The organism is Burkholderia sp. NRF60-BP8 (assembly GCF_001522585.2).
Classification (GTDB): domain Bacteria; phylum Pseudomonadota; class Gammaproteobacteria; order Burkholderiales; family Burkholderiaceae; genus Burkholderia.
Genome location: NZ_CP013373.1, coordinates 579211 through 600892, shown reverse-complemented (window position 1 = coordinate 600892; position 21682 = coordinate 579211). Strand labels below are relative to the sequence as shown.

General features: G+C 68.4%; 21 protein-coding genes. 6 read left to right on the top strand and 15 right to left on the bottom strand.

Features of this window, described 5'->3' with window-relative positions; translation table 11 throughout:
• Nucleotides 1-18: 18 nt before the first annotated feature.
• Nucleotides 19-2091 (bottom strand): transketolase, encoded by a 2073-nt coding sequence (gene tkt, locus WS54_RS15960; RefSeq protein ID WP_059779159.1) that lies wholly within the window; start codon nt 2089-2091, stop codon nt 19-21.
• Between the two features lie 216 nt (nt 2092-2307).
• On the opposite strand from tkt, the gene speE reads away from it, so the two are divergent.
• The 3 genes from speE to WS54_RS15945 all read left to right on the top strand — a co-directional run bounded on the left by speE (nt 2308) and on the right by WS54_RS15945 (nt 4517).
• The gene (gene speE / locus WS54_RS15955; RefSeq protein ID WP_034206387.1) at nt 2308-3165 is read left to right on the top strand and encodes a polyamine aminopropyltransferase; all 858 of its coding nucleotides are present in this window, start codon (nt 2308-2310) and stop codon (nt 3163-3165) included.
• 150 nt (nt 3166-3315) lie between these two features.
• The gene (locus WS54_RS15950; protein WP_059779157.1) at nt 3316-3732 is read left to right on the top strand and encodes a VOC family protein; all 417 of its coding nucleotides are present in this window, start codon (nt 3316-3318) and stop codon (nt 3730-3732) included.
• A 17-nt stretch (nt 3733-3749) separates the two neighbouring features.
• On the top strand, nt 3750-4517 hold the full coding sequence (locus tag WS54_RS15945) for a 16S rRNA (uracil(1498)-N(3))-methyltransferase (protein ID WP_059779768.1): 768 nt from the start codon (nt 3750-3752) through the stop codon (nt 4515-4517).
• Between the two features lie 6 nt (nt 4518-4523).
• On the opposite strand, the gene WS54_RS15940 is transcribed toward WS54_RS15945, so the two are convergent.
• The 5 genes from WS54_RS15940 to WS54_RS15920 form a co-directional block, all read right to left on the bottom strand.
• Nucleotides 4524-5345, bottom strand: a complete 822-nt coding sequence (locus tag WS54_RS15940; RefSeq protein ID WP_059779154.1) for a hypothetical protein — start codon at nt 5343-5345, stop codon at nt 4524-4526.
• Between the two features lie 66 nt (nt 5346-5411).
• Nucleotides 5412-6299 carry a hypothetical protein gene (locus tag WS54_RS15935; RefSeq protein ID WP_236872792.1) on the bottom strand — a complete coding sequence of 296 codons (888 nt, stop codon included), beginning with the start codon at nt 6297-6299 and terminating at the stop codon, nt 5412-5414.
• Between the two features lie 63 nt (nt 6300-6362).
• The gene (locus WS54_RS15930) at nt 6363-6926 is read right to left on the bottom strand and encodes a barstar family protein (protein WP_006476945.1); all 564 of its coding nucleotides are present in this window, start codon (nt 6924-6926) and stop codon (nt 6363-6365) included.
• Between the two features lie 16 nt (nt 6927-6942).
• A complete protein-coding gene (locus tag WS54_RS15925; protein ID WP_034206383.1) occupies nt 6943-7374 on the bottom strand; it encodes a ribonuclease domain-containing protein in 432 nt (143 codons plus the stop codon).
• Between the two features lie 377 nt (nt 7375-7751).
• A complete protein-coding gene (locus WS54_RS15920) occupies nt 7752-10094 on the bottom strand; it encodes an NADP-dependent malic enzyme (protein ID WP_269467449.1) in 2343 nt (780 codons plus the stop codon).
• Between the two features lie 134 nt (nt 10095-10228).
• On the opposite strand from WS54_RS15920, the gene thiL reads away from it, so the two are divergent.
• From thiL to WS54_RS15900, 3 genes are read left to right on the top strand one after another with little or no spacing between them, the layout of a single operon-like run.
• Nucleotides 10229-11227 carry a thiamine-phosphate kinase gene (gene thiL / locus WS54_RS15910; RefSeq protein ID WP_059779146.1) on the top strand — a complete coding sequence of 333 codons (999 nt, stop codon included), beginning with the start codon at nt 10229-10231 and terminating at the stop codon, nt 11225-11227.
• Nucleotides 11217-11762, top strand: coding sequence for a phosphatidylglycerophosphatase A family protein (locus WS54_RS15905; protein WP_034206380.1), 546 nt, complete (start codon nt 11217-11219; stop codon nt 11760-11762). The genes thiL and WS54_RS15905 overlap by 11 nt, the downstream gene beginning before the upstream one ends.
• 31 nt (nt 11763-11793) lie before the next feature.
• Complete coding sequence (locus tag WS54_RS15900; RefSeq protein WP_034206379.1) at nt 11794-12294, top strand: CinA family protein; 501 nt, start codon at nt 11794-11796, stop codon at nt 12292-12294.
• A gap of 25 nt (nt 12295-12319) precedes the next feature.
• Here WS54_RS15900 and WS54_RS15895 read toward each other — a convergent pair whose 3' ends face one another.
• The 9 genes from WS54_RS15895 to WS54_RS15855 all read right to left on the bottom strand — a co-directional run bounded on the left by WS54_RS15895 (nt 12320) and on the right by WS54_RS15855 (nt 21664).
• Nucleotides 12320-13378, bottom strand: coding sequence for a hypothetical protein (locus WS54_RS15895; protein ID WP_059779766.1), 1059 nt, complete (start codon nt 13376-13378; stop codon nt 12320-12322).
• A 238-nt stretch (nt 13379-13616) separates the two neighbouring features.
• Nucleotides 13617-14459: an orotidine-5'-phosphate decarboxylase gene (gene pyrF / locus WS54_RS15890; protein ID WP_059779145.1), complete on the bottom strand. Its 843-nt coding sequence runs from the start codon at nt 14457-14459 to the stop codon at nt 13617-13619.
• 39 nt (nt 14460-14498) lie between these two features.
• Complete coding sequence (locus tag WS54_RS15885; RefSeq protein ID WP_059779143.1) at nt 14499-15560, bottom strand: aldose 1-epimerase; 1062 nt, start codon at nt 15558-15560, stop codon at nt 14499-14501.
• A 49-nt stretch (nt 15561-15609) separates the two neighbouring features.
• Entirely contained in the window at nt 15610-16416 is an 807-nt protein-coding gene (locus WS54_RS15880; protein WP_059779141.1) for an SDR family NAD(P)-dependent oxidoreductase, read from the bottom strand.
• A gap of 28 nt (nt 16417-16444) precedes the next feature.
• Complete coding sequence (gene araH / locus WS54_RS15875; RefSeq protein WP_059779139.1) at nt 16445-17461, bottom strand: L-arabinose ABC transporter permease AraH; 1017 nt, start codon at nt 17459-17461, stop codon at nt 16445-16447.
• Nucleotides 17462-17530: 69 nt separating this feature from the next.
• Nucleotides 17531-19042, bottom strand: coding sequence for an L-arabinose ABC transporter ATP-binding protein AraG (araG, locus tag WS54_RS15870; protein ID WP_059779137.1), 1512 nt, complete (start codon nt 19040-19042; stop codon nt 17531-17533).
• Between the two features lie 67 nt (nt 19043-19109).
• Nucleotides 19110-20105: an arabinose ABC transporter substrate-binding protein gene (locus WS54_RS15865; RefSeq protein ID WP_034206372.1), complete on the bottom strand. Its 996-nt coding sequence runs from the start codon at nt 20103-20105 to the stop codon at nt 19110-19112.
• Nucleotides 20106-20207: 102 nt separating this feature from the next.
• The gene (locus WS54_RS15860) at nt 20208-20987 is read right to left on the bottom strand and encodes an SDR family oxidoreductase (RefSeq protein ID WP_034206371.1); all 780 of its coding nucleotides are present in this window, start codon (nt 20985-20987) and stop codon (nt 20208-20210) included.
• Complete coding sequence (locus tag WS54_RS15855; protein ID WP_059779136.1) at nt 20987-21664, bottom strand: 2-dehydro-3-deoxy-6-phosphogalactonate aldolase; 678 nt, start codon at nt 21662-21664, stop codon at nt 20987-20989. Before WS54_RS15855 ends, WS54_RS15860 begins: the two co-directional genes overlap by 1 nt.
• Nucleotides 21665-21682 lie beyond the last annotated feature (18 nt).

The following is a 21682-nucleotide window of genomic DNA, read 5'->3' as shown; positions in this document are numbered from 1 at the left end:
CGCGCGTCGCGTATGCTTTTAGGCCAGCACGGCCTTCGCGGTCTCGACGACGTGCTCGACGGTGAAGCCGAAGTACTTGAACAGCACGCCGGCCGGCGCCGATTCGCCGAACGTGTCGATCCCGACGACGCCGCCTTCGAGGCCGACGTACTTGTGCCAGAAGCTCGTCACGCCCGCTTCGATCGCGACGCGGCGCACGCCGTGCGGCAGCACGCGTTCGCGGTATTCGGCGTCCTGGCGGTCGAACACGTTGGTCGACGGCATCGACACGACGCGCGCCGCGATGCCCTGCTGCGCGAGCGGCTCGACGGCCTTCATCGCGAGTTCGACTTCCGAGCCCGTCGCGATCAGGATGATCTTGCGCGCGACGATTTCGTCGTCCCAGTCCTTCAGCACGTAGCCGCCCTTCTCGATGTTCGCGATCTGCGCATCGGTACGCGGGTTGAACGCGAGGTTCTGGCGGCTGAAGATCAGGCTCGACGGACGGTCGGCGGCAACCGCCTGGGTCCATGCGACGGCCGTCTCGACCGTGTCGGCCGGGCGCCAGACGTCGTGGTTCGGGATCAGGCGCAGGCTCGACACGTGCTCGATCGACTGGTGCGTCGGGCCGTCTTCGCCGAGGCCGATCGAATCGTGCGTGAACACGAAGATCGACGGCACCTTCATCAGCGCGGCCACGCGCAGCGCGTTGCGGCTGTAGTCGGAGAACGTCAGGAACGTGCCGCCGAACGGCTTGTGGCCGCCGTGCAGCGCGAGGCCGTTGATCGCGGCGCTCATGCCGAATTCGCGCACGCCGTAGTTGATGTGGTTGCCGAGCCGCACGCCCGCGCCTTCCGGATTCGCGCGCACGGCCTTCGACGCCTTCCAGTTGGTCAGGTTCGAGCCGGTCAGGTCGGCCGAGCCGCCGAGCAGCTCGGGCAGCGCGGCGGCGAGGCCCTCGATCGCCTGCTGCGACGCCTTGCGGGTCGCGACCGTCTCGGCGCGCTCGTTCGCGCCGGCGATGATCGCGGCAGCCTTCTCGGCCCAGTCGGCCGGCAGCTTGTTGGCCATCCGGCGCTCGAATTCGGCGGCTTCTGCCGGGAACTTCGCGCGATAGGCCGCGAACGTCGCGTCCCATTCGGTCTCGGCGCGCTTGCCGGCTTCCTTCGCGTCCAATGCCGCATAGACTTCCTGCGGAATCACGAACGGCTCCCACTTCCAGCCGAGCGCTTCGCGCGTCTTCGCGATTTCTTCCGCGCCGAGCGCGGCGCCGTGCACGTCGTGGCCGCCGGCCTTGGTCGCCGCGCCCTTGCCGATCACCGTCTTGCAGCAGATCAGCGTCGGCTTGTCCGACAGCTTCGCCTTCGCGATCGCCGCGTCGACCGCGTCGACGTCATGGCCGTTCACGTTCGGGATCACGTTCCAGCCGTACGCCTCGAAACGCTTCGGCGTGTCGTCGTGGAACCAGTTCACGACGTCGCCGTCGATCGAGATGCCGTTGTCGTCGTACAGCGCGATCAGCTTGTTCAGCTTCAGCGTGCCCGCGAGCGAGCAGGCTTCGTGCGAGATGCCTTCCATCAGGCAGCCGTCGCCGAGGAACACGTACGTGTGGTGATCGACGATCTTCGCGCCGTCACGGTTGAACTCGTCGGCCATCAGCGCTTCGCCGAGCGCCATGCCGACCGCGTTCGCGAGACCCTGGCCGAGCGGGCCGGTGGTCGTCTCGACGCCCGGCGTGATCCCGTATTCCGGGTGGCCCGGCGTCTTCGAGTGCAGCTGGCGGAAGTTCTTCAGCTCTTCGATCGGCAGGTCGTAGCCGGTCAGGTGCAGCAGCGAGTACAGCAGCATCGAGCCGTGGCCGTTCGACAGCACGAAACGGTCGCGGTCGGCCCAGTGCGGGTTCGCCGGGTTGTGCTTCAGATGGCGCGACCAGAGCGCCACGCCGATTTCGGCCATGCCCATCGGCATGCCGGGGTGACCGGAGTTCGCTTGCTGGACGGCGTCCATCGCGAGCGCACGGATCGCGTTGGCCATCAGGGTGGTGGAGGCGGGAGACGAAGTCGTCATGTCGAGTCCGGAGAACGAGTCGAGGAAACGGGGGCACGGCGGCATCCGGAAGCTCGAGCGTCGATCGTTCCCGGCGCGCGGTGCGGCGCCTGACGGACGCGAAGCGGACGGAGCCTACGGACGGGGCTGCAAAGCTCGTCATTTTAACAGATGGGGCGGCATTTCCCTTGTCGGCGCGTCGTGTTCCGGCACGGTTTTCCGCCAGACCGGCCGCCGCCTATAATTCAGGCGTCGGAACTGCCTGCCCCCAGCGGCCTGCCCGTGAGTACCACCCTTCTCTTTCACCCGACGCCCGACGCCACCTACGGCTTCCCGAATGCGCGGCGGCTCGCGCACGTCGCGTCCCCGCACCAGCAGATCGAAGTCTGGGACACCCCGCAGCTCGGCCGCCTGTTCACGCTCGACGGCCGGCCGATGACGTCGGTCGGCGACGAGTACGTCTATCACGAATGCATGACGCACCCGGCCGCGCTCGCGCATCCGTCGCCGCGCAAGGCGCTCGTGCTCGGCGGCGGCGACGGCGGCGCCGCGCGGCAGTTGCTCAAGCACGCATGCATCGAACGGATCGTGATCGCCGAACTCGACGACGAGGTGGTCGGCATGGCGCGCCGCTATCTCGACGACGTGCACCAGGGCGCGCTCGACGACCCGCGTGTGGAAGTGGTGATCGGCGATGCCGCGCATTTCGTCGCGTCGACCGTCGAGCATTTCGATCTCGTGGTGTTCGACCTCACGCCGCCCGATTCGCCGGCGGCCGGCCTCTACACGCGGGCGTTCTACGCCCGCCTCAAGCGGATCCTCACGCCGCGCGGCGCGATCTCGATGCATCTCGGCTCGCCGGTGTTCCATGCGACGCGCATCGCCGCGCTGCTCGACGACCTGCGCGCGAGTTTCGCGTTCGTCGATCCGTTGTCCGCGCACGTGCCGCTGTATGGCTCGCAGTGGCTGATGGCGATCGCGAGCGACACGCTCGATGCGGCCGCGCTGTTCGCGCACGACGTCGACGAGCGGCTCGCTGCGCGCCGCGTGCAGGGGTTGCGCTACTACGATGCGCGACTTCATGCGGCCCTCTTTGCCCTGCCGCGCGCGCTGCGCGATACACTGGGCGTTCGCCGCTGAACGTCCGGACGGCCGCATCGCTCCGCACTCCTTCGAGGCTTCGCACGGTTCGCGTGCGAAACGCGGAGCCGGAACGACCCGGATGCAGCGAACGCCACTCGACCGACCGCGCCGCAACGCACCGTTCGACCGCGAAAACAGGAGATTTTCATGACCGATCCACGTCCGGCCGACGTGCCTTGGTTGACGCCGTACCTGGCCGTGCGCAACGTGCGCGCGGCCATCGATTTCTTCAAGGCCGCATTCGGCTTCGAGCTGCGCGACGTGCACGACGAGGACGGCGCGATCATGCACGTCGAGATGACCTATCGCGGCCAGCTGATCGTGATGTTCGCGCCCGAGGGCGCGTTCGGCTCGAAGGCCCTGACGCCGAAGCGCGCAAACGCCGTCGCGCCGCAATCGTTCTATCTGTACGTCGACGACGTCGACGCCACCTGGCAGCGCGCGCTCGACGCGGGCGCGAAATCGCTGAGCGCGCCGCAGGATCAGTTCTGGGGCGACCGGTTCGCGCAGATCGAGGATCTCGACGGCTACCGCTGGGCGCTCGGGTGCCGCCTCGACGCATGACCGACACCGCCACACGCATGAACGAAGCCACCACCACCGCGGCCGTGCCGCGCTTTTTCGTCGACGCGGCATTGCGCGCCGACGCCACGCTCGCGCTGCCGGCCGAGGTCGCGCGCCACGCGCAGGTGCTGCGGCTGCAGCCCGGCGATGTGCTCGCGCTGTTCGACGGCACGGGCGGGCAGTACCGCGCGCGGCTCGTCGAGATCGACAAGCGCAACGCGCTCGCGCAGATCGAGGCGTTCGAACCCGTCGAAGCCGAGCCGCCCTATCGCGTGACGCTCGCGCAAGGCATCGCCGGCGGCGACAAGATGGACTGGGTGATCGAGAAGGCCGTCGAGCTCGGCGTGGCGGCGGTCGTGCCGCTGTCGACCGCGCGCGGCGTCGTGAAGCTGTCCGGCGAACGGGCGGACAAGCGCGTCGCGCACTGGCGCGGTGTCGTGCGCGCGTCGTGCGAACAGTGCGGGCGCAACCGTGTGCCGGACGTCGCGGCGGTACGCGGCTTCGGCGCATGGCTCGATACGCTGCCTGCCACGCCGGCCGACGGCGAGCTGCGGCTGCTGCTGTCGCCGCGTGCGAGCATTCCGTTCGCATCGCTGCCCGACGCGCCGCCTGCGGCAACCGTCACGTTGCTGATCGGGCCTGAAGGCGGGCTGTCGCCCGACGAGGAAAACGCAGCGCGCGCACGCGGGTTCACCGCGCTGTCGCTCGGGCCGCGCGTGCTGCGCACGGAGACGGCTGGCGCGGCCGTGCTCGCGGCGCTGGCGGCGCGCTGGGGTGGGTGGTAAAGCGCGTCAGCGCGCCGCGTTGAACGGCTCGATGTCGATGACGCCGGAACCCTTGAGCGCCAGCGCAAGCGCGTCGATGCTGGCCGTATCGAACGAGAAGGTCGTCGCGGTGACCCGCAACGGCGGCGTCGCCTGGATCGCCTTGATCAATGGGCCGCGATAGCGCAGGTTCATCAGCATCGGCACGACCTGTGCGATACCGACCGGCTGGCCGCCGTGCTGCGCCGTGGCGGCATCGACCGTGTCGTTCCAGCCCTGGATGAAGCCGCCGGCGTCGATCCGTGTGTTCAGCTCGATCCAGCGCCGCTTCTTCTCGTCCGGGCTGTCGCCCGATGCGCGCAACGCGGCGGCTTCGCGGCCGAGATCCGTATCGTGCTTCGCGCGCCACGCCATGTAGCCGAGCGCGAAGACCATGTTGTCCGGCAGGATGTCGCCGTCATGCACGACGTGGGACAAGCGTCGCGGCGCCTGACTGTCGACGAAGGCCGGCGTCAGGATCCAGACGCTCCCGTTGCGCAACGCGCCGGACGTCCTGCCGAGCGCGGGTTCGCCGCTGTCGACCGCGATGCGCGTCAGCAGCCCCGCATCGACCAGTTCGTTCAGCTGGCCGGCCAACGCCGCCGACGCGTGAATCGCGCCGGCCACCGCCGCATACTGGCCGGGCGTCGAGCGCGTGCGCAAATCGGCAAGCAACCGCTCTACCGCCGGATACACAGTCGGCGCAGCCGGCGTCGACGCCGGTTCGGCCGCGACGGCATTCGCGGCCGCCGCGCCCCCCATCGAAACCACGGCTGCGGCAACCAGCAGCCCTCGCGTGAAAGCGTTCATCGTCGATGTCCCCGTTCGAATGTCCGGCGCGCCGGCAAACGTGCACGACGGCCCGAATGCTGCCGATTACTCGCCGGCGTCGCCGTTCGCCTCCCGCATCTGGCTCATCAGCGCGTTGACGACCGGCCGCAGCACCTGAGCGGGGGAATCCATGATCCAGCCCTTGCCGTCCGCGCCATGCAGATCGATCCGGCCCGTCATCGGCCGGCTCGTCTGCGCGTGGTCGAACACGGGTACCATGCCGTTCAAGAACGTCGCGAGGTATGCCGCGCGCGCGTTGTCGTCCTCCGAGCGCGGCTCGTCGACCTTCTCCCGCAGCGCCCGCAAGCCAGGCTCCACCTCGGCGACGCGGCACGCGAATTCGACCGTCGCGATCGATTCGCCCTCCACGGATGCGTCCGGTTTCCGGGTCGAGCCGGTAGCCTGGCACTCGGAACGCGCGAGTGCATGCTGAAATGACTCGATCGCCGCGGTGGTCGGCCCGCTCACCGTTGCGCGCACAGGCGCCGGCACCTTGTCCAGGATGGAGGCGACGATCGCCTCGCCCACCTTGTCGGCGAGCTTCGCAACTGCCGCCACGTCGAGCACGCCCTTGCCGTCGAAGTGCGTGCGCGTTGCCTCGTTGAACTGCTCGGCCTTCGATACGTCGCCATTGACGAATGCGCCGAGATACAGGTCGGCGGTTTGCTCGGGGGTCAGCACCGCGGCCTGCGCGGCCGGCGGAATGCCGAACGACAGCGCGCACAGGGTCAGCGCGCATAAGAGCGGACGGCGCGCACGCGCGCGCGCCGCAAATCGGGTAGCGGTCATGGGGAAGACGGCCCTCTCTCGAATGATTGGTGTCGTGCGCCCGGCGCGTCGTCCGCAGCCGGGCCGACCGATTGTCGCGGAAAAAAGTGCGCGATGAAAGACTTGTGTCGGGTCGCGTGCCGCGCGCGACACGTGCAGACGCAAAAAAGCCCGCTCGAAGCGGGCTTTTGACGGGCAGTTCGGCGAATCGGCCGCCGGGCGAGGCGCTTACGCGAACGAGTAAAACACCCGGAACGCGACCTTGCGCTCGGCCCAGAACTCGGCGGCCTCGCGGAACACGTCGAGCAGCGTCTCGCGCCCTTCCTTGTCAAATTTCTGCGCGATCGGCAGCCCTTCGAGGACGATCACGAAACCGGGCTGCGCGCCGGCCTTCGCGACGAGGTCGGTCAGGCAGTCGTACAGCGCGTCGTAGTTCTTCCCGAAATGCTTCGGGAACAGGAACGACGTCGCGATCGTTTCCATCACTTCCTGCTTCGACTGCGCGGCGCCGCAATACGCATACAGGAAATGCTGGCCGAGCCGACCGGCTTCGTCGGCGAGATCCTGCACGCGGAACGCGCGGATCGACTGCACGAGATTGGGTCGCACGGTCGTGAAAAGGCTCATAGGCTCCTCGTTCGATGAAAGCCCGGGCTCGGCTTCCTGTTGCTCCGGCGTGCCGCCGGCCTGCGCCGCCGCGTGCAACTGAATCACTCGCTGAAACAGATTGCCGTCGCCGGCCGCGAACAGTTCCGCCGCCGCCGTATCGTGCGCGTAGATGGAGTCGCTCATGCCATTCGTCCCGAAGTCATTCAACAATACGTTTAAAACTGTTGTAGTGGTCGCCCGTGTAATAACAGTTGTCGATCCGGCGCAACGGCCCGCCACAGACGATCCGGCGCGCGCCGCGATTGCGCGCACGCGGCGTCGGCACCGTGTACTCATGGTAGTAGCCGCGCTTCGCCTTCGGCAGGATCCGCTCGCGATTGCCGAACACGACGCCGTCTTTCTCGTACGGATAGGGGCCGCCGGCGCTGATCAGGCCCAGCGTGGTCACGGCCTCGCGCGGAAGACTGGCGGCCGGGATCGTATCGAGCCCGCTCGCGGCCACGTCGGCCGGAACGGCCTCCCGTGCGTAAGCGGCGGAAACCAGACTGCCCGTCGGCGTGCCGACGATACCCATCGCGAACATCGCGAAGACGGACGCGAGCGCGCCGTTGCGGAGCCACTTGCGTGCCATGAACCAGGGTTCCCGCTGTTAAATCAAGTAGTTGACGACCAACAAAGGCGTTAGCGTAGCGTTATTGGCCGCGCGAATCAATGTCCGTTTGGGAATCGAAAGCCGCGCGACAGCCGTAATGCCGCATTTCTTACCGAATTTGAACTACATTTAACTTACATGAGATAAAATACGGTCGGCATCTTTCGTATGGCAAGACCCTGCCTCCTTGCCACGCTCGCTGCCCGGAGTGGAAAGATGCTGCTGTTGCTTTATGGGAAGCGCGGTTGCGCCCTGCCCGCGGCGTGCCCATTGCGGGCACGCCTCTTTTTGCCTTTGTTTACAATTTCGCCCGACGCGCGGCACCGGTTCGACCGGCGCCGCGTGTTCGTTTCGGCTCAGCGCGCGGCGTTGACGTCGGCGACCAGCAGCGCCGCCATGTTGACGATGCGGCGAACGGTCGCCGATTCGGTCAGCACGTGCACCGGCTCCGCGGCGCCCAACAGGATCGGCCCGATCGCGATGTTGTTGCCGGCGGCCGTCTTCAGCAGGTTGTACGCGATGTTCGCGGCGTCGATGTTCGGCAGGATCAGCAGGTTCGCGTCGCCTTCCAGCGTCGATTCCGGCAGGATCTCCTTGCGCAGCGCCGCGTCGAGCGCGACGTCGCCGTGCATCTCGCCGTCGACCTTCAGCTCCGGCGCGGTTTCCTGCAGGATCGCGAGCGTATCGCGCATCTTCTTCGCCGAAGGCGCATTGCTCGTGCCGAAATTCGAGTGCGACAGCAGCGCGACCTTCGGCTCGATGCCGAAGCGGCGCACTTCTTCCGCGGCCATGATCGTGATCTCGGCCAGTTGCTCCGGGGTCGGATCGACGTTCACGTGCGTATCGACGAGGAAAATCTGGCGGCCCGGCAGCACGAGGCCGTTCATCGCCGCGTACACGCTGCATCCAGGGCGCTTGCCGATCACCTGGTCGATGAAGTGCAGGTGGCGGTGCGTGGTGCTGATCGTGCCGCAGATCATCCCGTCCGCTTCGCCCTTCTTCACCAGCATCGAGCCGATCAGCGTCGTGCGGCGGCGCATTTCGACGCGCGCGAGCTGCTCGCTGATGCCCTTGCGTGCCATCATCTTGTGATACGTCTGCCAGAAGTCGCGGTAGCGCTCGTCGTGCTCGGTGTTGACGACCGTGAAATCGGTGCCGGGCGTGAGGCGCAGGCCGTAGCGCTGGATCCGGTGCTCGATCACCGACGGGCGGCCGATCAGGATCGGCTTCGCGAGTTTTTCGTCGACGATGATCTGAACGGCGCGCAACACGCGCTCTTCTTCGCCTTCCGCGAACACGACGCGCTTCTTCTCTTCCGGCGCGGCACGCGCGATCTGGAAGATCGGCTTCATCGTCGTGCCGCTGTGATACACGAACTGCTGCAGATGCTGCTTGTACGCGTCCATGTCCTCGATCGGGCGCGTCGCGACGCCACCGTCCATCGCGGCCTGCGCGACGGCCGGCGCGATCTTCACGATCAGGCGCGGATCGAACGGCTTCGGAATCAGGTATTCGGGCCCGAACGACAGATCCTGGATGCCGTACGCGGTCGCGACGATGTCGCTCTGCTCGTGCTGCGCAAGTTCGGCGATCGCATTGACGGCCGCGATCTCCATTTCGCGCGTGATCGTCGTCGCGCCGACGTCGAGCGCGCCGCGGAAGATGAACGGGAAGCACAGGACGTTGTTGACCTGGTTCGGGTAATCGGTGCGGCCGGTGGCCAGCACCGCGTCGGGGCGCACTTCGAGCGCGAGTTCCGGCAGGATTTCCGGCGTCGGGTTCGCGAGCGCGAGGATCAGCGGGCGCTCGGCCATGCCCTTCACCATCTCCTGCTTCAGCACGCCCGCGGCCGACAGGCCGAGGAAGATGTCCGCGCCGTCGATCACTTCGGCGAGCGTGCGGGCGTCGGTTTCGCGCGCGAAACGCTCCTTGTCCGGATCCATCAGCTCGGTGCGACCCTTGTAGACCACGCCGGCCAGGTCGGTCACCGTGATGTTCTCGAGCGGCAGGCCGATGTCGACCAGCAGGTCCAGACACGCGAGCGCGGCCGCGCCCGCGCCGGACGCGACGAGCTTGACCTTCTTGATGTCCTTGTTGACGACCTTCAGGCCGTTCGTGACGGCCGCGGCCACGACGATCGCGGTGCCGTGCTGGTCGTCGTGGAACACCGGGATCTTCATCCGCTTGCGCGCTTCGCGCTCGACGATGAAGCAGTCCGGCGCCTTGATGTCTTCGAGGTTGATCCCGCCGAAGGTCGGTTCCAGCGCGGCGATCACGTCGACGAGCTTGTGCGGGTCCGATTCGTTCAGCTCGATGTCGAACACGTCGATGCCCGCGAACTTCTTGAACAGCACCGCCTTGCCTTCCATCACCGGCTTCGACGCGAGCGGGCCGATGTTGCCGAGACCGAGCACCGCCGTGCCGTTCGTCACGACGCCGACCAGGTTGCTGCGCGCGGTGAAACGCGCCGCGTTCAGCGGGTTCTCGACGATCTCCTCGCACGCGTACGCCACGCCCGGCGAATACGCGAGCGCGAGGTCGCGCTGGTTGATCATCTGCTTGGTCGGAGCGATCGCGATTTTGCCGGGGGTCGGAAATTCGTGATAGTCGAGCGCGGCTTCGCGGAGCTTGGCTTTGGAGGAGGCTTGGGTGGACATGTGTCTCGTGACGTGCGGATTAGAATAACTGTTCGACGGCATTGTAGCGCCAATCATCGGCCGCCAGACCGGCGATTCGGGTGCAACAGCCGCGACCAAAATGTACTGGATGGTGCAGGAGCGCCGCCGCTCGCCTCGTACAATGCCGTTCCTTCAACCGTTTCGGACCACCCGCCGTGCCAGCCGCCCTTTCCGAGTTTTCGCTGATCGAACGCTTCTTCACGCGCCGCGCCGCACGGGGCGCCCGTGCGTCGACGCTCGGCATCGGCGACGATTGCGCACTGATTGCGCCCCGATCCGGGAAATTGCTGGCCATTTCGACGGACATGCTGGTGGAAGGCCGCCACTTCTTCCCCGATGTCGCGCCCGACGCGCTCGGCCACAAGACGCTCGCGGTCAACCTGTCGGACCTCGCGGCGATGGGCGCCGAGCCGCGCGCATTCACGCTCGCGTGCGCGCTGCCGCGGGCCGACGCGGCGTGGCTCGAGGCGTTCAGCGACGGCCTCTTCGCGCTGGCCGAGCGATACGGCTGCGAGCTGATCGGCGGCGACACGACGAGCGGGCCGCTGAACCTGTGCGTGACCGTGTTCGGCGAAGTCGCGCCCGACGCGGCGCTGCGGCGCGATGCCGCGCGCGACGGCGACGACGTGTGGGTGTCCGGCACGCTCGGCGATGCGCGCGCGGGCCTCGGCGTCGCCCGCGGCGAATGGGCGGCCGGCGCCGATGAAGCCGCCGCGTTCCGGCGCGCGCTCGAGCGGCCCGAACCGCGCATCGCGCTCGGCCGCGCGCTCGCGGGCGTCGCGCACGCGGCGCTCGACCTGTCGGACGGCCTCGCCGGCGATCTCCAGCACATCCTGACGCGCTCGAACGTGCGCGCCGAGATCGACGCCGACGCGGTGCCGCGCTCGACCGCGCTCGCCACGCTGCCGATCGACGTGCAGCGCCGCTGCACGCTGGCCGGCGGCGACGACTACGAACTGTGCTTCACGGCGCCGGTCGCGGCCCGCGCGGCGGTCGCGGCGGCGGGCGCCGCGGCCGGCGTGCCGGTCACGCGAATCGGTACAATACGCGCGTTGTCCGCGCCGTCGGCGCAACCCGCCATCGCGTGGCGCGACGCCGCCGGCGCGCCCCTCGCTCTCACGTTGCACGGCTTCGACCACTTCCATGCAGACTGATCCGACGCCCACGCGCGCCGCGGCCGAGCCCGGCGCCGCGCAGCCCGCGCCGACACGCGTGACGGCCCGCTTCATGCTGTCGCACCCGGCGCATCTCGTGTCGCTCGGCTTCGGCAGCGGGCTCGCGCCGATCATGCCCGGCACGTTCGGCTCGCTGTTCGGCTGGCTCACGTTCGTCGTGCTCAACCGCTACCTGACGGTGCCCGAATGGTGGGCGCTGATCGCCGTCGGCTTCGTGGCGGGCACGTGGGTCACCGGTTTCACCGCGAAGAAGGCCGGGATCGCCGATCCGGGCGCCGTCGTCTGGGACGAGATCGTCGCGATCTGGCTCGTGATGCTGTTCGTCACGCCCGCGACCTTCGTCGGCCAGCTGTGGGCGTTCGTCGCGTTCCGCTTCTTCGACATGCTCAAGCCGCCGCCGATCCGCTACGTCGAGCGCCGCCTGCAAGGCGGGCTCGGCATCATGGTCGACGACCTGGTGGCCGCGTTCATGACGCTGCTCGTGATCGCCCTGTGGCGCTCCGTCGCCGGCTGACCGATTTCCCGACTCCCGTTTCCCGACGCGCATGCCAACCGATTCCGTCGTTCACCAGCTTGCGATCCGCGCAGGCAACAAGCTGCGTGACGAGCACCTCACGCTCGCCACCGCCGAATCCTGCACCGGCGGCATGATCGCCACCGCGATCACCGACATCTCCGGCAGCAGCCAGTGGTTCGAGCGCGGCTTCGTCACGTACTCGAACCAGGCCAAGATCGAGATGATCGGCGTGCCGGCCGACCTGATCGACAAGCACGGCGCCGTCAGCGAGCCCGTCGCGCGTGCGATGGCCGAAGGCGCGCTGCGCAACAGCCGCGCGCAGGTCGCGCTGTCCGTCACCGGCATCGCGGGTCCGGCCGGCGGCAGCGAGAAGAAGCCGGTCGGCACCGTGTCGTTCGGCTGGAGCAACCGGCTGCATACCGACGTCGAAACGCTCGTGTTCAAGGGCGACCGCGAACAGATCCGCACGCAGGCGGCCGCGCATGCGCTGCGCGGGCTGCTGAAGCTGCTCGACGAACGCGAACGCTGACCGGGCGGGGCGGCGTGCCGCGCGCTTATTGAATCGCGTCGGGCTTCACGACGATCCAGTTCTTGTCCGCCGTCACCGGCAGGCCGAGCGACTTCTGCTTCGCGGCCGATTCGTCCGACCACGCGCGGATCTGCGCCATCTGCTTGTCTTTCTTGTTCACCCACACGCGCACGCCGCCGCGCGCGACGTCGGTCGCGTTCAGCAGCATGTAACCGTCGGACGTCGGCGTGTCGCCCGCGACGAGCACCGGCTTCTTCCACTGGTCGATCCAGCCGACGATCGAACCGAGCTTGCCTTCGTACCACGTCATCGGGTTCATCAGGAACGGCGTGATCACGAGGTGGCGGTTCGCGGCCTCGTCGTACTTGCCGGCCTTGATCTGCAGCCGCGACGTCGTCAGCGCGCCGGTCGCCGGGTCGCGCAGCAGCGTCGTCACGCCGATCACGTTCTGCGGCTTCACGTTGTAGCCGTACTTCGGATCGGACAGCACGAGCCGCGCGAGCTCCTCGTGTGCGGCCGTCATCACGTAGACGTCGATGCCGTTCTCGCGCAGCGCGTTGTACAGCTCCTGCATCCCGCGGAAGAAGCGCGGCGGGTTCACCGTGCCGTCGACGACCTTGTCGCCGTGCCAGTAGCGGATCGGGATCGGCTTGCCGTCGGCGAGCATCGCGTCGACGTGGCGCTTCAGATCGGCGAGCGACTGCCCGGCGAACGCCTGCGCGATCCACGGATAGCAGACCAGGTCGTCGATCTCGCACAGCCGGTAGTAGTAGCTCGTCAGCGATTCCTTGTAGTCGGCGGCATCCTTGAACGGGATCAGCTTCAGCGACGGGTCGAGCGAATCGCGCGTCAGCACGCCGCGGTTCTCGAGATACGGCAGCAGCGATTCCTCGAGGTCGTAGCGGTAGGTCGTGTTGTCGGCGTCGAACACCGCGTAGTCGCCGCGGTTCGCGTGCGCGGCGATCATCGCGTTCAGCGCCTTCGCGCTGTCGGCCGGCCAGTGCGACAGATCCGCCGCATGGGCGAACGTCATGCACAGCGACGCGGCGAACGCGCTCAGAAGACGGCGGGACAGCTTGGGCATGGCGTCGCTCCTTTTCTTGACGTTTTCGTGACGGATCGATGACAACAGGCAGCATCGCGCGAATAAATTAGCGACATGCAGTGCGGAAGCGACGGGAAGTTGTCGGTGTGCGCCAGGGACGATCGGGGAACGCGGAGGAGGAGCGGGAGGTGCGGTGCGGGCCCGCGGGTGCGGGGCCGGCGAACCGCCCGGCGGGCCGGCCGGGCGGTGTGGTGCGATACGGCGTCGCGCGACGCGGTCAGCGATGCGCGTTGATCGCGTCGCGCGTCTTCTGCGCGGCGAGCGCCGCGGCTTGGGCGAAATCCTCGCCCTTGCTCGCATACAGGATCGCGCGCGACGAGTTGATCATCATCCCGGTGCCGTCGGCCGTGCGCCCCGCGTTGACGGTCGCCTGCACGTCGCCGCCCTGCGCGCCGATGCCGGGGATCAGCAGCGGCATGTCGCCGACGATCCCGCGCACGATCTCGATTTCGTTCGGGAACGTCGCGCCGACCACGAGGCCGAGCTGGCCGCTCTTCGCATTCCACTTGTTCGCCGCGAGGTCGGCGACGACCTGGTACAGCGGCCGGGCCGGCTGGCCGGCCCCGTTCGTGTCGAGGAACTGCAGGTCCGAGCCGCCCGGGTTCGACGTGCGGCACAGCACGATCACGCCCTTGCCTTCGTGCTCGAAGTACGGCTCGACCGAGTCGTAGCCCATGTACGGGTTCACCGTGACGGCGTCCGCGCGATAGCGCTCGAACGCTTCGCGCGCGTACTGCTCGGCGGTGCTGCCGATGTCGCCGCGCTTCGCGTCGAGGATCACGGGCAGGCCCGGATGCTGGAGATGGATGTGCGCGATCAGGCGCTCGAGCTGGTCTTCCGCGCGATGCGCGGCGAAGTACGCGATCTGCGGCTTGAACGCGCTCGCGTACTGCGCGGTCGCGTCGACGATCTGCCGGCAGAACTCGAAGATCGCGTCGGGCTGGCCGTCGAACTGCACGGGAAAACGCGACGGCTCGGGATCGAGGCCGACGCACAGCAGCGAATTCGTGCGCTGCCACGCGGCGCGCAGCGATTCGATGAAAGTAAGCGGGGAAGACATGGCGGGTACTCGCGGCAAACCGTTGGTAGACCGCGTATTTTACCCGCGTCGCGGGCGGCCCTCGCGTGCCGCGGCGTTGCCGCGCGCATCGGCGCGCTCGACGGTGAACGCGAAGCGCCGCGTGAGCCGCTCGCCGGGCGCGAGCAGCGTCATCCCGTGCGCGGTCGCGCCGCCCGGCAGGTTCACCGCATTGATCGGATGATCGACCGGCTCGAAGCAGAAGAAATCCTCGCCCGGCGGCGTATAGAGCACGTACGCGTCGGCGTCGGCCGAGACGGTCAGCGACAGCCGGCGGCGCGGCCAGCTCACCGTCGCGTGGCCGCCCCAGCCGGTAAACGCGTGATTGACGAGCGTGGCCGGCAGCGGATACGCGACGCCGAACTGCCAGGCCGGCGGCACGCTGACGTGCCGCACCGGCAGGAAATCGGCGCCCGACAGCCACAGGCCGCCCGCCGCCGCGGCCAGCTCGGTCACCGCATCGCGCACGAGGAACGGATGCACGCCGAGCCCGAACGGCAGCCGCGCGCGCCCCGCGTTCTCGATCGTCAGCGCGATCGACAGCGTCGCGTCGTCGAGTTCGAACGACTGGATCGCGCGGAACGCATACGGCGCGCCGGCGGCACGGTCGAGCGACAGTTGCAGCGACGTGTCCGTCGCATCGTCCACCTGCCACGGCGCGAGCCAGCCGTCGCCGTGAATCGGCAGCGGCTCGTCGCGGCGGTTGCGCGGCACCGCGACCTTGCGCCCGTCGCATTCGAAGCGCCCGTCGCCGATCCGGTTCGAATACGGCAGCAGCGGATAGCACGCGAGCTCGTTCGGGTCCTTCGCCGTCTCCGGGTGCTCGCACCGGCGGAACACCGGCATCAGCACGCCGTTGTCGCCGCGCCAGTCGAAGCGCGCGATGCCGCCGCCGAGGTGCGGCAGCACGTCGAGCCGCAGCGACGCGTTCGACAGCGTGACGGCCGCCGCATGCGCGGCGCCGACGCCCTGCGCGAACGCGGCCGTCTGCGGGCCGGGGCTGACCGGCTGGGCGGCGGCGGCCAGGCGCGCGCGGCGCGACTGGCTGGTGGACGACGATGCACGCGAGGACGTGGCGGTCATGGTGAGCTCCTTTCCTTCGTCGAAGAAACGATGCAGGTCGTGCGAACGATCAGGCCCAGCCGCCGTCGACGATCACGTCCTGCGCGGTGATCATCCGGCTGTCGTCGGCCGCGAGAAACAGCGCCATCCGCGCGAGATCGGCCGGCAGCAGTTCGGCATCGATGCACTGGCCGGCCTTGATCGCCGCGCGGCCCGCGTCGTCGAGCCACAGCCGGCGCTGCTTGTCGGTCAGCACCCAGCCGGGCACCAGCGAATTCACGCGGATGCCGAACGGGCCGAGATCGCGCGCGAGGCCGCGCGTCAGGCCCTGCACGGCCGCCTTCGCCATCACGTAGACGGGATAGCCGCCGTTCTTCAGCATCCAGCTGATCGAGCCGAGATTGATGATCGCGCCGCCGCCCTGCCGCTTCATGTCGTCGATCACCGCCTGCGCGGCGAAGAACTGGTGACGCAGGTTTACCGCGATGCCCGCGTCGAACGACGCGGGCGTCACGTCGCCGATCGCATGGCGCACGTCGTTCGCCGCGTTGTTCACGAGCACCGCGATCGCGCCGATGCGCGCGCGGATCGCGTCGATCGCCCGGCGCAGCGCGTCGATGTCGGTCAGGTCGCACGACAGGAACAGCGGCGCATGTCGCGCATGCGTGAGACGCTCGGCGAGCGCGGCGCCGGCCGCCGCGTCGAGATCGACGAACGCGACGCGCGCGCCCTGTTCGGCGAAGTGCTCGACGAACGACGCGCCGATGCCGGTCGCGCCGCCCGTGATCAGCACGGCGCGATCCTCGAGGCTCGGGTAGCGCGCGAAGCGCGCGTCGCTCGCGGCGTGCGGATCGGGCGTGGAATTGTCGATGGTCATGCGGATCGTCTCCGTGGGAACAGGTCGGTCAGTCGCGTACGCCGCGGTTCTTGAGCTGGTCGAGCAGCACGGCCGCGAGCAGGATCGCGCCGCGCACGAGGTACTGGTAGAACGCGTCGATGTTCAGCAGGTTCATCACGTTCTCGACGGTACCCATGATCAGCACGCCGATCACGACGCCCGAGATCGTCGCGCGACCGCCCATCAGCGACACGCCGCCGAGCACGCACGCGGAGATCACGTTCAGCTCGAAACCCTGCGCGGCGTTCGGCTGACCCGACGTGATGCGCGACGCGAGAATCACGCCCGCGAGCGCCGTCACCGCGCCCTGGATCAGGAAGATGTACACGCGCGTGCGTTCGACGTTGATCCCCGCGAGCCGCGACGCTTCCGGATTGCCGCCGATCGCGAGCGTGTTGCGGCCGTAGACGGTCTGGTTCAGCAGCACGCCGAAGCCGATGAAGCACAGCAGCGTGACCCAGATCGGCAGCGACACGCCGAACATCGACATCCCGCCGAGCGCGATGAACGTGTCCGACGACACGCCGACCGCCTGCCCCTTCGACACGATGAAGCCGAGCCCGCGCACGATCTCCATCGTCGCGAGCGTCGTGATCAGCGCGTTGATGCGCAGGTACGCGATCACCGCGCCGTTCACGAAGCCGATCGTCGCGCCGGCGGCGACCGCCGCGACGATCGCGACGAACGTGTTGTCGGTCGCGTTCAGCACCATCGCGCACAGCACGCCGGAGAACGCGACGGTCGAGCCGATCGACAGGTCGAAGTCGCGCGACGCGAGACAGAACATCATCGTGCACGCGACCATGCCGATCTGCGAGATCGACAGCGCGAGGCCGAGCATGTTGTCGATCGAGAAGAAGTGATCGACGGTCAGCGACATCGTGATGAACATCACCGCGAAGATCGCGATCAGGCTGTATTCGGTCAGATGCTGCCACCACTTCTGGCGGTCGCTCTGCTGTGGCACCAGCGCGTCGGCCGACGGCTTCGCGGCAGCGCTGGCAAGGTTTTCGTTGACTTGCATGGTGTGTCTCCTGCTCCTGCATCGCGCGACCCGCGCCGCGCGTGTTCGATTCGAATGTCGTATGCCGCGTCAGGCGGCCTGGACCGCGCTCGTCTGCGGCAGCGCCAGGTTCAGCACCGCGTGCTCGTTCGCCTGCGCGCGCGGCAGCTCGCCGGCGATGCGGCCTTCGCGCATCACGACGACGCGGTCGGACACGCCGAGCACTTCCGGCAGTTCCGACGACACCATCACGATCGCGCAGCCGCGCTCCGCGAGCCGGTAGATCACGTCGTAGATCTCGTGCTTCGCGCCGACGTCGATCCCGCGCGTCGGCTCGTCGAGGATCACGACCTTCAGGTCGGGCTCCGCGAGCCAGCGCGACAGGATCGCCTTCTGCTGGTTGCCGCCCGACAGGAAGCGGATCTTCTGGCGCCGGTTCGGCGTCTTGATCTTCAGCCGCTGGATGAAGCGGTCGGCCGTCTCGCTTTCGGTCTTGCCGTTGATGAAGAGCCCCGCGCGCAGCGAATGGCGACGGCAGCTGATGTTGATGTTCTCCGCGACCGACGCGATCGCGATGATCCCTTCTTCCTTGCGGTCCTCGGGGCACAGCACGATGCCGTGCCGAATCGCGTCGCCGGTGCGCTTCACGTCGATGCGCGCGCCGTCGAGCGTCAGCACGCCCGCGCGCCGGCGGTCCGCGCCGTACACGAGCCGCATCAGCTCGCTGCGACCCGCGCCGACGAGCCCGAAGAAACCGACGATCTCGCCCGCGCGCACCGAGAAGCTCGCCGGTTCGCGCAGCGCCGGGCCGTCGACGCCTTCGGCGGAAAACCGCACGTCGCCGAGCGCGCGCGGCGCGTAATGGTAGATGTCCGAAATCTCGCGCCCGACCATCTCGGCAACCAGCCGCTCGCGCGGCACGTCGGCCAGCGATTCGTGCGACGCGATCTTGCGCCCGTCGCGAAAGATCGTGCACGCATCGCACAGCCGGTAGATCTCGTCCATCCGGTGCGAGATGTAGATCAGCGCGCGGCCTTGCGCACGCAGATCGTCGACCAGTTTGAACAGCACCTCGGTCTCGCGATGCGACAGCGAGCTCGTCGGTTCGTCGAGCGCGATCACGCGCGCGTTGCGCATCAGCGCCTTGCAGATCTCGACCATCTGCCGCTGCGCGATCGACAGCCGCCCGAGCCGCGCATCCGGATCGAGATCGACGCCCATCTCGGCGAGCCGCTCGCGCACGTAACGCTTCGCCTCGCGCTTTCTCACCCAGCCGAACGCGTTCGGCAGGCGGCCGAGCAACAGGTTTTCCGCGACCGTCAGGTCGGGCACGTACTGCAATTCCTGGTGAATCACCGCGATGCCGGCCGCGATCGACGCGGCCGCACTCGCGAACTGCACGGGCTGGCCGTCGACCAGCACGCTGCCCGCATCGGGCTGGTATTCGCCGCCGAGAATCTTCAACAGCGTCGACTTGCCCGCGCCGTTCTCGCCCATCAGGCCATGCACCTCGCCCGCATGCACGTCGAACGAAATGCCGTCGAGTGCGCGCACGCCGGGAAATACCTTGCCGATATTGTCAAAACGCAGTGCCGCTGACACGTCGTCTCCCCACTTCCAGATCGATCGACCGCCGGCCGCCGCGTCGCCGCGGCAGCCGGCGGGCCGCTTACTTCGACGCGAGCCCCATCTCCTCGCGCACCTTCGCCACGTTGTCGCGCGTCGCGAGCATGCCCGTCGTCAGCGTCAGCGGCGGCGGCGCCTTGCCCTGCGTGATCCACGCGTACATCAGGTCCGAGGTTTCCTCGCCGTGGCGCTTCGGGCTGATGATCACGGTGCCGTAGAAGCCCGTCGGCTGCGGCTTCTTGAACTCGTTCAACGCCGAATCGGAACCGCCGATGCCGATGCCGATCATGTTGTCGGCCTTGAAGCCGCGCCCTTCGGCCGCGCGCACCGCGCCGAGCACGGCCTCGTCGTTCAGGCCGTAGGCGACCCAGTGCTTGAACTGCGGGTTCTTCGTGAGCGCGATGTTCGCCGCGTTGAACGCGTTTTCCGTGTCGGTCTTCGCCTGCGGCGCCGCGATCACGTTCGCCTTCGGGAAGCCGGCGGCGACCAGCGCGTCGGTCGCGCCGCTCGTGCGGTCGTGCGCGGTCGGCAACTGCTCGTAGGTGATGTCGATCGCGCCGACGTCCTTCATGTCCCAGCCGCGCTTCTTGATCTCGGCCGCGATGCCGTCGCCGACCTGCTTGCCGATGTTGTACGCGGAGATCCCCATGTGCGGCACCGCCTCGATCGGCTTGCCCGCGCCGTCGACGAGGCGGTCGTCGACCGTCATCATCTTCAGGTTGTGCGACTTCGCCTTCGCGACGATGCCCGGCCCGAGCTTCACGTCGGGCGTGCAGATGATGAAGCCCTGAGCCTTCTGCGCGGACAGGTTGTCGATCGCGCTCATCACCTTCTCGCCGGACGGCGCGCCGATCTTCACGAGCGTGAAGCCCTTCTGCTTCGCGGCGATCTCGGCGAATTTCCATTCGTCCTGGAACCACGGCTCTTCCGGCTGCTTCACCAGGAAGCCGATCTTGACCGGGTCGGCCGCGTGCGCGACCGGGCTGCCCATCACCACCGCGGCCGCGGCGGCCAGCGTTACGAACGTTCTGCGTTTCATCTCCAGTGTCTCCTTGTTTTCATCGAACAGGATGCAGCCGCTTGTTGGTCTCGACGCAGCGTGCGCGCGGCCGTCGCACGTGCGGTCTTTCGAATCGTTGCGTCAGTCGTGATACAGCGCCGCGCGCCCGCCATCGACGGTGATGCACGCGGCATTGATGAACGGCGCCTCGTCGGACGCCAGAAACACGGCCGTCATCGCGACCTCCTCCGGGCGGCCGATCCGCTTCATCGGCTGCAGCGCGAGCGTCTCGGCACGCGCCGCGGCCGGATCGGGCTGCGCGTCCCACCAGTCGCGCGTCAGCTGCGTCTCGATGTAGCCCGGCGCGATCGCGTTCACGCGCACGTTGCGCGCCGCGTATTCGATGCCGAGCGCCCGCGTGAGCCCCAGCACGCCGTGCTTCGCGACCGGGTACGGAAAGCAGCCCGGGATGATCCTGAATGCATGCGTCGACGCGATGTTCACGATGCTGCCGCGCCCGCGCTCGACCATGCCCTCCAGCGCCGCGCGGCAGCCATGCCACACGCCGTCGAGATCGACCGCGAAGCAGCGCCGCCAGTCGTCGTCGGTCATCGTCAGCGGATCGGCGAACACGTTGATGCCCGCGTTGTTCACGAGCACGTCGAGCGGGCCGAACGCCGCTTCGGTCTGCGCGAGCGCATCGCGCACCGCCTGCTGCCGCGCGACGTCCGCCTGCAGCGGCAGCACGCGCGCGCCGTCGCATTCGCGTGCAATCGCGGCGGCCGTATGCTGCGCCTGCGGGAAGTCGAGATCGACGAGCGCGACGGCCGCGCCTTCGCGCACGAACGCGCGCGCGATCGCGGCGCCGATGCCGCGGCCCGCGCCCGTCACCATCGCGACCTTGCCCGCGAGGCGGCCCATCATGCGGCTCCGCCGCGCGCGACGCGCAAGCCGGCCTGGAACGCACGCGCATTCGCCGCGGTCGTGTCGGCGGACTGGCCGGGGCGGTACAGCGCCGAACCGAGCCCGAAGCCGTTCGCGCCGGCGTCGAGGAACGGGCGCATGTTGTCCGGCGCGATCCCGCCGACCGGAATCAGCGGCACCGCGCGGTCGATCACCGCGCGCCATGCCTTCACGACCGTCACGCCGAGTTGCTCGGCCGGGAACATCTTCAGCACGTCGGCGCCGTTCGTCAGCGCCGCAAACGCTTCGGTCGGCGTCGCGACGCCCGGCGCGCTCGCCAGCCCGAGCTCGCGTGCGCGGCGGATCACGGCTGCGTCGCTGTGCGGCATCACGATCAGCGCGCCGCCCGCGTCCTGCACGCGGTCGACGTACTCGGCGCGCAGCACGGTGCCCGCGCCGACGATCGCGTCGTCCGGCAACGCGCGCCGCAGCGCCGCGATGCTGTCGAACGGGTCCGGCGAGTTGAGCGGCACCTCGACGATCCGGAAGCCGGCGTCGTAGAGCGCGCGGCCGTGATCGGCCGCTTCGGCGGGCGTGATGCCGCGCATGATCGCGATCAGCGGACACGCGTCGAACGCGCGCATCAATGCGGCGTGGGGCGTGTACGGCGCGGGCAATGTCAGGTCGGACGGCATCGAGGATTCCTCTGCAAG

What these genes read in the sequence shown, in the direction of transcription:
- tkt (WP_059779159.1), bottom strand. Translation starts at nt 2,091, where the DNA reads ATGCCGCCGTGCCCCCGTTTCCTCGACTCGTTCTCCGGACTCGACATG.
- WS54_RS15950 (WP_059779157.1), top strand. Translation starts at nt 3,316, where the DNA reads ATGACCGATCCACGTCCGGCCGACGTGCCTTGGTTGACGCCGTACCTG.
- WS54_RS15945 (WP_059779768.1), top strand. Translation starts at nt 3,750, where the DNA reads ATGAACGAAGCCACCACCACCGCGGCCGTGCCGCGCTTTTTCGTCGAC.
- WS54_RS15940 (WP_059779154.1), bottom strand. Translation starts at nt 5,345, where the DNA reads ATGAACGCTTTCACGCGAGGGCTGCTGGTTGCCGCAGCCGTGGTTTCG.
- WS54_RS15930 (WP_006476945.1), bottom strand. Translation starts at nt 6,926, where the DNA reads ATGAGCGACTCCATCTACGCGCACGATACGGCGGCGGCGGAACTGTTC.
- WS54_RS15925 (WP_034206383.1), bottom strand. Translation starts at nt 7,374, where the DNA reads ATGGCACGCAAGTGGCTCCGCAACGGCGCGCTCGCGTCCGTCTTCGCG.
- WS54_RS15920 (WP_269467449.1), bottom strand. Translation starts at nt 10,094, where the DNA reads ATGCCGTCGAACAGTTATTCTAATCCGCACGTCACGAGACACATGTCC.
- WS54_RS15905 (WP_034206380.1), top strand. Translation starts at nt 11,217, where the DNA reads ATGCAGACTGATCCGACGCCCACGCGCGCCGCGGCCGAGCCCGGCGCC.
- WS54_RS15900 (WP_034206379.1), top strand. Translation starts at nt 11,794, where the DNA reads ATGCCAACCGATTCCGTCGTTCACCAGCTTGCGATCCGCGCAGGCAAC.
- WS54_RS15895 (WP_059779766.1), bottom strand. Translation starts at nt 13,378, where the DNA reads ATGCCCAAGCTGTCCCGCCGTCTTCTGAGCGCGTTCGCCGCGTCGCTG.
- pyrF (WP_059779145.1), bottom strand. Translation starts at nt 14,459, where the DNA reads ATGTCTTCCCCGCTTACTTTCATCGAATCGCTGCGCGCCGCGTGGCAG.
- WS54_RS15885 (WP_059779143.1), bottom strand. Translation starts at nt 15,560, where the DNA reads ATGACCGCCACGTCCTCGCGTGCATCGTCGTCCACCAGCCAGTCGCGC.
- WS54_RS15880 (WP_059779141.1), bottom strand. Translation starts at nt 16,416, where the DNA reads ATGACCATCGACAATTCCACGCCCGATCCGCACGCCGCGAGCGACGCG.
- araH (WP_059779139.1), bottom strand. Translation starts at nt 17,461, where the DNA reads ATGCAAGTCAACGAAAACCTTGCCAGCGCTGCCGCGAAGCCGTCGGCC.
- WS54_RS15865 (WP_034206372.1), bottom strand. Translation starts at nt 20,105, where the DNA reads ATGAAACGCAGAACGTTCGTAACGCTGGCCGCCGCGGCCGCGGTGGTG.
- WS54_RS15860 (WP_034206371.1), bottom strand. Translation starts at nt 20,987, where the DNA reads ATGGGCCGCCTCGCGGGCAAGGTCGCGATGGTGACGGGCGCGGGCCGC.
- WS54_RS15855 (WP_059779136.1), bottom strand. Translation starts at nt 21,664, where the DNA reads ATGCCGTCCGACCTGACATTGCCCGCGCCGTACACGCCCCACGCCGCA.